The sequence below is a fragment of the Erwinia sp. genome, from assembly GCF_031978025.1.
GTDB lineage: Bacteria > Pseudomonadota > Gammaproteobacteria > Enterobacterales > Enterobacteriaceae > Erwinia.
The window spans coordinates 1-10,368 of sequence record NZ_DALZCD010000151.1 but is presented as its reverse complement, the minus strand read 5'-3'; the positions used below and the strand labels follow the sequence as shown (position 1 = coordinate 10,368).

At 55.7% G+C, this 10,368-nt stretch carries 9 protein-coding genes and 1 pseudogene; 2 read left to right on the top strand and 8 right to left on the bottom strand.

Translation table 11 applies throughout. From position 1 onward, the window contains the following. Positions 1–50: 50 nt before the first annotated feature. Complete coding sequence (locus RTK32_RS13130; RefSeq protein ID WP_312044628.1) at positions 51–611, bottom strand: YbaY family lipoprotein; 561 nt, start codon at positions 609–611, stop codon at positions 51–53. A gap of 199 nt (positions 612–810) precedes the next feature. On the opposite strand from RTK32_RS13130, the gene tesB reads away from it, so the two are divergent. Then, the gene (gene tesB / locus RTK32_RS13125) at positions 811–1,671 is read left to right on the top strand and encodes an acyl-CoA thioesterase II (protein ID WP_312044626.1); all 861 of its coding nucleotides are present in this window, start codon (positions 811–813) and stop codon (positions 1,669–1,671) included. Between the two features lie 65 nt (positions 1,672–1,736). Here the strand turns inward: tesB and amtB are convergent, their stop codons facing one another. From amtB to RTK32_RS13105, 4 genes are all read right to left on the bottom strand, one after another. Then, positions 1,737–3,038 carry an ammonium transporter AmtB gene (amtB, locus tag RTK32_RS13120; RefSeq protein ID WP_312044624.1) on the bottom strand — a complete coding sequence of 434 codons (1,302 nt, stop codon included), beginning with the start codon at positions 3,036–3,038 and terminating at the stop codon, positions 1,737–1,739. Between the two features lie 21 nt (positions 3,039–3,059). After that, positions 3,060–3,398: a P-II family nitrogen regulator gene (glnK, locus tag RTK32_RS13115; RefSeq protein WP_125288441.1), complete on the bottom strand. Its 339-nt coding sequence runs from the start codon at positions 3,396–3,398 to the stop codon at positions 3,060–3,062. Between the two features lie 249 nt (positions 3,399–3,647). Beyond that, the gene (locus RTK32_RS13110; RefSeq protein WP_312044621.1) at positions 3,648–5,402 is read right to left on the bottom strand and encodes a SmdB family multidrug efflux ABC transporter permease/ATP-binding protein; all 1,755 of its coding nucleotides are present in this window, start codon (positions 5,400–5,402) and stop codon (positions 3,648–3,650) included. Next, complete coding sequence (locus RTK32_RS13105; RefSeq protein WP_312044619.1) at positions 5,389–7,164, bottom strand: SmdA family multidrug ABC transporter permease/ATP-binding protein; 1,776 nt, start codon at positions 7,162–7,164, stop codon at positions 5,389–5,391. The genes RTK32_RS13110 and RTK32_RS13105 overlap by 14 nt, the downstream gene beginning before the upstream one ends. Positions 7,165–7,732: 568 nt before the next feature. Between RTK32_RS13105 and queC the strand changes: the two genes are divergently transcribed. Further along, positions 7,733–8,428: a 7-cyano-7-deazaguanine synthase QueC gene (queC, locus tag RTK32_RS13100; protein ID WP_312044617.1), complete on the top strand. Its 696-nt coding sequence runs from the start codon at positions 7,733–7,735 to the stop codon at positions 8,426–8,428. Positions 8,429–8,758: 330 nt separating this feature from the next. On the opposite strand, the gene RTK32_RS13095 is transcribed toward queC, so the two are convergent. The 3 genes and pseudogenes from RTK32_RS13095 to RTK32_RS13085 all read right to left on the bottom strand — a co-directional run. After that, positions 8,759–9,160 (bottom strand): YbgC/FadM family acyl-CoA thioesterase, encoded by a 402-nt coding sequence (locus RTK32_RS13095; RefSeq protein ID WP_312044615.1) that lies wholly within the window; start codon positions 9,158–9,160, stop codon positions 8,759–8,761. A gap of 102 nt (positions 9,161–9,262) precedes the next feature. Continuing rightward, on the bottom strand, positions 9,263–9,598 hold the full coding sequence (locus RTK32_RS13090; RefSeq protein WP_409451092.1) for a helix-hairpin-helix domain-containing protein: 336 nt from the start codon (positions 9,596–9,598) through the stop codon (positions 9,263–9,265). A gap of 139 nt (positions 9,599–9,737) precedes the next feature. After that, positions 9,738–10,368, bottom strand: a pseudogene (locus tag RTK32_RS13085) (peptidylprolyl isomerase); the annotation flags it as partial.

The window sequence follows — 10,368 nt, the reverse complement described above, 5'->3', positions numbered from 1 at the left end:
CACGCTACCGCTGGCAGGGATAAACCGCCCCGTAAAGGGGCGGAAGCCTGTTACAGAGAAGTCGGCGCGGGAACGGTTGAGGTCGGCGTCACCAGCGTAGGTGAAGTCGAGGGAACTGCCATTGGGGCACGTTGAGCCGTTGGCAGGGCTTTCGCCGGCACCGCTTTCAGATTCAGGGTCTGATCTTTCGTCCCGCCACCGTTAATCACCGGCTTAATAGAATCGGCAATTAACACGACGTTATGGTCGACAATTACCGCTGCGCTTAGCAGGATGCGGGCATTAGGCTGAATGTCCGCCGGATTAAAAGGCAGGATGAACTTGAACGGCGCCTGTTTGCCATCGGTCAGGACCACGCGCTGTGAAATCACTTTTGCCGGGGCGTCTGACAGAGAAGCATCAGAAAGCATCACGGTTAAGGAAGCATCAGGCGGCAGGCGCACATTGGCAGGGAGCGTAATGGTCCCGCTAACGTGCGGCTGGCGCAGCGTATCTGCCTCCCCCGCGACTTTAGAAGCCAGCGTCGGCGTAGGGACATCTTTACCTTTATCAGCACATCCGGAAAGTGCAACCGCCAGAGCGGCGCCGGTCAATACAGGCCAAAGTTTCATTGATTTATTCTCCTTGCTATCAATGCGGGACGTAAGGGACAGCAAGCCTGCCCCATAAGCCTTAATTCTGGCACAGGTTATTGATTTTCGCCTGTAAGCCCCATAAGGATAGCGTGCGAAAGAATATTCTCTCCTGCCGTTGACGACAGCGGGGTCGGTTTCGCAAACTGAAAGGGAACCGACTATTGAGGAAGCCGCCATGAGTCAGGCACTGCACGACCTGTTAAATTTAATGAATCTGGAAAAGCTGGAAGAAGGGCTGTTTCGCGGCCAGAGCGAAGATCTCGGCCTGCGTCAGGTTTTTGGCGGTCAGGTGGTTGGCCAGGCGCTGTATGCGGCCAAGCAGACGGTACCGGCGGAGCGCATTATCCATTCGTTCCACAGCTACTTTCTGCGGCCTGGCGACAGTCAGAAAGCGATTATTTACGATGTGGAAACCCTGCGCGATGGCCATAGCTTTAGCGCTCGCCGGGTGAGCGCCATCCAGAACGGCCAGCCTATTTTCTATATGACCGCCTCTTTCCAGGCGCCCGAAACGGGCTTTGAGCACCAGAAACCGATGCCTGACGTCCCCGGGCCGGAGGCGCTGACGACCGAAAGCGAAATCGCTAAACAGCTTTCGCATTTTATTCCTGAAAAGGCCCGCGAAAAGTTCCTGTCGGAAAAACCTTTTGAAATCCGCCCGGTTAAATTCCATAACCCGTTAAAGGGGCATGTTGATGAGCCGGTGCGTCATGTCTGGCTACGCGCCAATGGCCCCATGCCGGATGACCGGCGCATCCATCAATATCTGCTGGGCTATGCCTCCGACTTTAACTTCTTGCCGGTTGCCCTGCAGCCGCATGGAAAAGGATTTCTTGAACCGGGAATGCAGGTAGCCACTATCGATCACTCGATGTGGTTTCACCGCCCCTTCGACCTGAATCAATGGCTGCTTTACAGCGTGGAGAGTACTTCAGCGTCCAGCGCCAGAGGCTTTGTGCGCGGTGAATTTTTTACTGAGGATGGGGTACTGGTCGCTTCGACGGTGCAGGAAGGCGTGATGCGCCTGCGTCAGTAGCGTAAAGAACCCCGCACGCTGCGGGGTTCTTTATTCAGAACAACTCAGGCGAGCCGTTTATGCTCTTACTGGTTATAGGCGTTTTCGCCGTGGCTGTTAACATCCAGGCCTTCGCGCTCATGATCTTCGGGCACGCGCAGGCCTACCGTCATATCCGCTACCTTAAACGCGATAAAAGCGACTACGCCGGTCCAGACTACCGTAATACCCACGCTGTAGAGCTGTACCCAAATCTGATGCCCCATCGTTACGCCTGAAGCGTAACCTACCCCACCGAGTGAAGAAGAAGCAAAAACCCCCGTCAGAATACAGCCCAGGATACCGCACACGCCGTGCACGCCGAATACATCGCAAGGATCGTCAACACGCAGCCATCTTTTCAGGACCGTAACACCCCACAAGCCCGCAAGCCCGCCCATAATACCGATAACCAACGCGCCACCTACGCCAACGTAGCCACAGGCTGGCGTAATCGCTACCAGACCCGCAATGGCGCCGGAACATACGCCTAACAGAGACGGTTTGCCGCGCAGCGCCCACTCGCCGAATGTCCAGCTCAGCATCGCGCCCGCCGTGGCCATAACGGTATTCAGGAAGGCCAGCGCTGCGATTTCATTAGCGGCACTGGCAGAGCCGGCATTGAAGCCGAACCAGCCGACATAGAGAATGGCCGTACCGGTAAAGACCATCGGCAGGTTATGCGGCTTGAACGCTTCTTTGCCAAAACCTGCACGCTTGCCAACCAGATAAGCCCCGACCAATCCGGCAACCGCTGCATTGATATGCACGACGGTGCCGCCGGCAAAATCGAGCGCGCCATCCTGCGCCAGCAGCCCACCTGACCAGACCATATGTGCAATGGGCAGATAGGAAAAGGTGACCCAGATAGCCACAAAGATCAGCACCGCAGAAAAACGGATACGTTCAGCCAGCGCGCCAACAATCAGGCCAACGGTAATACAGGCGAAAGAAGCCTGGAACGAAACGTGAATATATTGGTAGATAGTGCCCACCAGCGCCGTCAGCTGAATGTTTTTTAACATCGCCATGCTGAAGTCACCAAAGAAAGCGTTGCCCGTACTGAAGGCCAGCGAGTAGCCATAAAGCATCCAGATGACGCACACCATGGCAAAGGTGACGGAAACCTGAGTCATCATGGAAAGCACGTTTTTGGCCCGGAGCAGGCCGCCGTAGAAAAGAGCAATGCCGGGGAGCGTCATAAACAGCACCAGCGCGGTGCAAATCATCATAAAGGCGTTATCAGCTTTATCCGCCACGGCTGGCGAAGCCGCCAGCGCAAGTGACGGCAGCAGGCTGAAGCTGGCGAGGCCGAACAGCGTTGTTTTTCTCATTTTATCCCATCCCATCACGATTCTTAGCCCCGAAATTCAGAGTGCGGCTTCATCCGCTTCGCCGGTGCGAATACGGATAACCCGCTGCAGTTCGGCGACAAAAATCTTGCCGTCGCCAATTTTGCCGGTGTAGGCAGCCTTGCTGATAACGTCGACGACTTCGTCCAGCTGGTCGTCCGCTATGGCAACGTCGATTTTGACTTTTGGCAGGAAGTTCACGCTGTATTCAGCGCCGCGATAAAGTTCGGCGTGGCCTTTCTGGCGACCAAACCCCTTGACCTCGGTCACGGTCAGGCCCTGAATGCCAATGGCAGAAAGCGCCTCGCGCACGTCTTCCAATTTAAACGGTTTGATGACCACGGTAACCAGCTTCATACGATCCCCTCCAGCTAAAGAAAACGGTGATTCCGCCCTACGTTAACCAAAGCAAAGGCTGTGCCATAAATAAGAAACGCGCGTATTAAAAAGGCGCGTGGGCGGAGAAGGCGCACGCCTGACGACTTGATGGTTACGTTAAGCATAGAGGGAAAAAGAAAACGCACCATCAGGGTGCGTTATGCGTCGAAACCGTGCATTGCGGCCGTTTTACCGGCGTGGCTGCCTGCTTTTAGTGCAGCGTAACGGTCAGGCCTCTTCCAGCTCCTCACCCGCCAGCTGCAGCTGATACATCTGCCAGTAGCGGCCCTGTTTCGCCAGCAGCTGCTGATGCCCACCCTGCTCTACGGCATGGCCTCTGTGCAGCACCATAATGGTGTCCGCCTCGACAATGGTAGAAAGTCGGTGAGCGATAACCACCAACGTGGTTTGCTTTCGAACCGCTTTTAACGCTTTCTGGATCGCCTGTTCCGTTCCTGAATCAATATTGGCCGTCGCCTCGTCCAGGATCAGAATTTGCGGTGAAGCAACCAGCACGCGCGCCATGGCCAGTAGCTGCTTCTGACCGACCGAAAGATTGTTTCCCTGTTCCCCCAGCCGCGTATAGATGCCGTCAGAAAGCGAGCGAGCCAGATCGGCAAGCTGCACGGTTTCCAACGCCTGCCATACCGCCTCTTCGCTTACAGAGCGGCCCAGCGCCACGTTAGCGAAAAAGGTGTCGGCCAGCACCACCGGATCCTGCTGCACCATTGCCACGCCTTCGCGCAGGACGTCGTGGCTAAGTTCAGTCAGCTGCCTGCCGTCCAGACGAATTTCACCCTGCCGTACCGGGTAATAGCCCATTAACAAATTGGCAAGCGTGCTTTTCCCGCTGCCGGTATGGCCGACCAGCGCTACAAAACTCCGTGAAGGCACGCTGAGGTTAATGTCGTTAAGCACGTTGCGATCGTCGCGGTAGGCAAAACTCAGTGCTTTGACCTCAATCTGCCCGGAGGCAAGCGGTCGGCTATCTTTACCATAGTGCTGACGCGGCGCGTCCATCAGTTCAAAAATACGCTCGCCAGCAACGACCGCCTGTTGCAGCATTGACTGCTGTGTCGTTAACTCAATTAACGGCTCGTTCAGCCTGCCGAGATAATTAATAAAGGCGTAAAGGACGCCGACTTCAAAGCTGCCGTTGGAGGAGAAGCCGAACAGCAGCATCAATCCACACAGAATCAACGCGGAAAACAGGCTGAGTAACGGCCTGAGCAGAAAACCGTCCAGCCGTAGGGTTTCCATTCTTGCCAGATAATGGGAGCGGCTCGCTTCACTCATCCGCTCACCAAAACGTGCCTGCTGGCGGAACTGTTGGATCACGCTCATGCCGCTGATCACTTCATTAAAACCGTTATTAATGTCGGCCAGATAGCTACGCACCCGACGTACAATAGGCGTGCTGTAGCGTTGGTAAATCAGCATCACGGTCAACACGGCCGGAAAAATCATTATTGCCACCAGCGCCATTCGCCAGTCGAGGCTAAACATCGCCACCAGCATCGCGCCAATCAGCGCCGCGCTACGCAGTACCGTAGCGACCACCGTGACGTAAAGATCGCGTACGACTTCGGTGTCGTTAGTCACGCGCGAAATAATTTGACCGACAGGCTGAGTGTCAAAAGCGCTGAGCGGCTGGCGCAACGCGGCATCCATCACATCCGTACGCAGCCGCTGCACTACGCCCACCGCCGCTTCGTTAAACAGCAGCGACTGCCAGTAATGCAGCGCTGCGGCCAGGATTTGCAGCAGGATAAAGCTGACCGCCAGCCCGGTGACCAGCCCCAGCGGCATGGAATGCTTTGCCACCATATTATCGATAAAGTAGCTGACCAGGATCGGGCCAAGCACTTCCGCCACCGCCGCTATCCACAGCAGCACTATCGCCAGGCCAAGTGATTTTCGCCACGGCGAACCGTAGCTCAGCAGGCGCTTTAGCGTAGGCCAGAGCTGATTAAGCTTCGCCATTTGGCACCCCTTTTGAGATTTCTTCCTCGTCCAGTGCCGCTTCCAGCTGCTGATAACGATACATATCCTGATACCAGCCGCTCTGAGCAATCAGCGCTTCATGCTGTCCACGCTGGGCGATCGTGCCGTGCTGCATCACCAGAATTTCGCTGGCTTCTGTCAGGGCGGACAACCGGTGTGCGCTAATAATCACAGTTCTTCCTGCCCCCCATTTTCTTAAATTATGCAGGATCTGATGCTCGGTACGGCCATCAACTGCCGAGAGGGCATCGTCCAGAATCAGGATTTCCGCGTTCAGCAATAATGCTCTGGCAATAGATATTCGCTGCTTTTGGCCGCCGGAAAGCATGACGCCACGCTCGCCGACTTCGGTATCGTAGCCCTGAGGCAGCCGCAAAATATCTTCATGGACGCTGGCCAGTCTTGCGGCGCGCTCAATATCGCTTTGCTGCGCCGTAGGCCGACCCAGCGCAATATTGTTGGCGATGGTATCGGAAAAAAGGAACGGCGTTTGGCTGACCACCGCCATGCGGCTACGCCAGCTGTCCAGCCGCAGCTGAGGCAGCGGGATGCCGTGATAGCGAATATCGCCCTGCGCAATGTCAAAGTGCCGTTGGATCAGGCTTAGTAGCGTGCTTTTCCCGGCCCCTGTCGGCCCACAAAGCCCCAGCATCTGGCCAGGTTTAAGGTTAGCGTTAATGTGACGCAGCGAGGGCTGTTGCGCGCCAGGATAGCAAAATTCCCGAATGGCAATTTGCAGCTGGCCGCGATCTTCCGGCAGCGTTTTGTTGCCATCCTCAACGGCCGGCGCTTCGGCCAGCAGCGTACGGATACGGCTCCAGGCCGCGCTGCCACGCTCGACAATATTGAACATCCAGGCCAGCGCCAGCATTGGCCAGATCATCAGGCCAAGATACATCACAAAGCTGGTCAGCTGGCCCAGCGTCATCTGGCCGTGCCAGACCAGCCAGCTGCCCCCGCCTATCGCCAGCAGGTTAGACAGCCCGATAGCGATATAGATAGTGGGATCGAAGCGGGCGTCGATACGCGCCACGCGCAGGTTTTTTTGCCCGGTATCGCGGGCAATCTCGGCGAACTGGCCCGACTGATGATCTTCCAGCCCGAAAGCTTTAATCATACGAATACTGGTCAGGCTTTCCTGAGTTCTGTCGTTAAGCGACGAAAAAGCGGCCTGAGCATCTTTAAAGCGGTGATGCAGCTGGTCGCCATAGCGTTTGATCACTATCGCCATGACCGGCATCGGCAACAGTGCCAGCAGGGTCAGCTGCCAGCTAATTTGCGTGCTCATCACGGCCAGGACGGCCAACCCCATGACCAGCGAATCCACCAGCGTCAGCACGCCTTCTCCGGCAGCAAATACCACGCGATCCACATCATTGGTGGCGCGGGCGATCAGATCGCCGGTACGGTGACGCAGATAAAACTCGGGATGCTGGCGACTGAGCTGCCGATAGAAATCCTGGCGAAGCTCGACGGCCAGCTGATAGGAGGCGCCGAAAAGCAATACCCGCCAAACGTAGCGCAGCAGGTAGACCACAATAGCCGTGATCAGCATGACGCCCACCCACATCAGCAGGCGCGAAGCGCTCATTTGCTGATGGGAAACGCCGTCCACAATGGTGCCGACAAGCTTCGGCGGCAGTAGCTGTAACAACGCAATGATAATCAGCAGAAAAACCGCGCCAAGGTAGCGGCGCCATTCACGCATAAAGTACCAGCTCAACTGGCTGAAAAGTCGCACAATAAACGTCCTGGTCAGGTTTGGGCGAGCGCTTTAGCAGCGGCAGCGCCAGGGTGTATTTATTTCTGTGGGCCGCCTCCACCCGTGCAACCCGGCCGCGAATATAGCCTTCCTGTTCCAGCCATTTCAAGCATTTCTGCCCTGGCATCCTCATGAAGGGCCACCATCCGTGAGGATTTGCGGGAGGAGGATTCCGCCTTAAGACGCGGTAAAAACAGCCTGGACCCTGTTTTATCTTTTGTATGCGTCAGCGAAAGAATAAATTTCACTCAACCTGCTGCTATCCAGGGCCAGAAAAGATAATTTTCCCCCGGATACGTTACAGCTGGTCTGCTGTTTCCCAGAGAAACAATGAATTTATTTAAGGGCTGTCGCGCGACAGGCGTAAATGGCCGCACTGCCAGAGAAACATCACCCGGCTTGCTGTAATGGCAGTGCGTGATACCGCCAGAGCAACGCAATGCTTTCTGACCTGCGCCAGGCTATTTGATACCCACTGTTCCTGCCGCTACCCTTATGCCACGTCAGGCAGTACCATACGCCCCAACAGATTAATGAGGTAAAAAGTATGAAACGTGCAGTAGTGGTATTCAGCGGCGGACAGGACTCAACCACTTGCCTGATCCAGGCCTTGCAGCAGTATGATGAAGTACACTGCCTGACCTTTGACTATGGCCAGCGGCATCGTGCCGAGATCGAGGTCGCGCGCGAGCTTGCGCAATCGCTGGGTGCAAGGGCGCATAAAGTGCTGGACGTCACGCTGCTCAACGAGCTGGCGGTCAGCAGCCTGACGCGAGACAGCATTCCCGTTCCGGCCTGGGATCCCGATGCCAGCGGCCTGCCGAGTACATTTGTACCGGGTCGCAATATCCTCTTTCTGACCCTGGCCTCAATTTATGCTTATCAGGTTGAGGCCGAAGCGGTGATTACCGGCGTTTGCGAAACCGACTTCTCCGGCTATCCGGACTGCCGCGATGAATTTGTTAAGGCGCTGAATCATGCCGTCGAGCTGGGTATGGCACGTGCGGTGCGTTTCGAAACGCCTCTGATGTGGCTCAATAAAGCCGAAACCTGGGCGCTGGCAGACTACTGGCAGCAGCTGGCGCGGGTACGTAACGACACGCTCACCTGCTATAACGGTATCAAAGGCGACGGCTGTGGCGAATGTGCTGCCTGTCACCTGCGTGCTAACGGTCTGCGCGATTACCAGCTTAATAGCGCTGCGGTGATGCAGGAAATGCAGCACAAAACCGGGCTGCGCTGATACAAAAAATACCGCGTATCAGATCAACAGCGCTGTAATGAGGCAGGAAGTGCAGCACAAAAACGGTCTGCGCTGATGCAGAAAATACCGCGCATCAGATCAATAGCGCTGCGGTGAGGCAGAAAGTGCAGCACAAAACCGGGCTGCGCTGATACAGAAAATACCGCGTATCAGATCAACAGCGCTGTAATGAGACAGGACGTGCAGCACAAAACCGGGCTGCGCTGATGCAGAAAATACCGCGCATCAGATCAACAGCGCTGCGGTGAGGCAGGAAGTGCAGCACAAAAACGGTCTGCGCTGGTAAAGAAAATACCGCTTAAAACGGCCTTACGCTGACAGCATCTCTTCCAGTCGCTGCTTCAGCTCGCCGACAATCGGCTGCGCTTTTTGCGTGCGTAGATCGACACAGACAAAGGTCAGGGTGGCATCGGCTATTGCTTCGCCTTCCGGCAGGAGCGTAACGGTCTGGCCAATAACGCCGCTTTTTCCGCCCAGCTGAACCAGGTGGCTGTTAATCGCTAACTCGTCGCCCAGTACGGCCGGGCGACGATAGTTAATGTTGATGTTTACCACGATAAAAGCCAGCCGGTTATCGTGCATCCACCGAAAAGCAGAAAGCGTTTCCAGCCAGGCCCAACGCGCCTCTTCCAGAAATTCTAAATAACGCGCATTGTTGACGTGTTGATAAACATCCAGATGATAGCCGCGAACCTTGATCGTAATCTGCATAGCGTCTCCTCAGAAAAGGCCATATCGACTGGTATGACCTCTTCCAGAGTAGCAGCCAACAGGCCTGACGCGTGCAGCCGCAGCCGCAAGTCGAGAAAGCGATCACAGTTTCAGTTTTGTCAGGTTCCTCTCTACCAGTGCGTTGCCGATGCCGGGTACTTCTTTCAGCTGCTCGATCTGCGTGAAAGGCCCGTATTGTTCACGATAGCTGATAATCGCCTGCGCCTTTTTCAGCCCTACGCCGTTCATCGCGGCGCTCAGCTCTTCCGCGGTAGCCTGATTAACGCTGACGGCTTCGCTCTGCGGCAGTTTTTTCTCCTCGGCCGTCTGCGCGCTGATCTGTGGCGTACTGACGTTATCGATAGCAGGCCCGGCGTATAACGGCGAAACACCACTCAGTAGCAGGGTAAATCCTAAAGCCAGTAAGGTTTTTTTCACGCTGTTCTCCTCCATGTGTTTGACAGCAGCGTCAGGCTACGCTTAACGCCGCAACGTCTCAAAGAGCAGATGACAGAAATGGAAAAGGCCGCATAAGCGGCCTTTGAGTTTGCAATAACTTGCAGGATTTTTGCGAGGCTTATTGGGCCTGCGCGGCTGCACCGTACTTAATTTTGCCTTCTTTGCGCAGGTTGCTCAGCAACGCTTCAAAGGCAATTTGCGCATTGTTCTGCGTGATGCCCTGCACCATCGCTTTCTTCTGCGCTTCCGGCAGCGTGCCGCTGCGTACCTGTTCCAGCGCCAGCAACACGACGTTGCCCTGCCCGTCTTCACTGATACCGTACACAGGTTTCTCTTTAGTAGGCTGCGCCAGCGCAAAGGCAGACTGCGTGACCGCATCCTGACCGCCACGCGTCAGCGTCTTCTGCTCGCTAAAGCTAAGGTTCGCTGCTTTCATCGCGTCTGCGCCCTTGCCTGCCTGCAGATCCGCCAACAGTTTTTCTGCCTGAGCCTTCGCTTCCGCCTGCGCCTTCTGATTTTTCAGCGTAGCGACAATCTCCGCATTAACTTCAGCCAGCGGTTTAACAGCTTCCGGCTTATACGCGGAGATACGCAGTACAAAAGCCCGATCGCCATCAACCGTGATGATGTCAGAGTTACTGCCCGGCGCGCCGTTTTCACCCACCAGATTGCCGTTAAAGATAGCCTTCTCTACCGGTCTGAAATTCAGCTCGGCAGGTGGATTATCGTGGCTGAACCAGCCCGTTTCC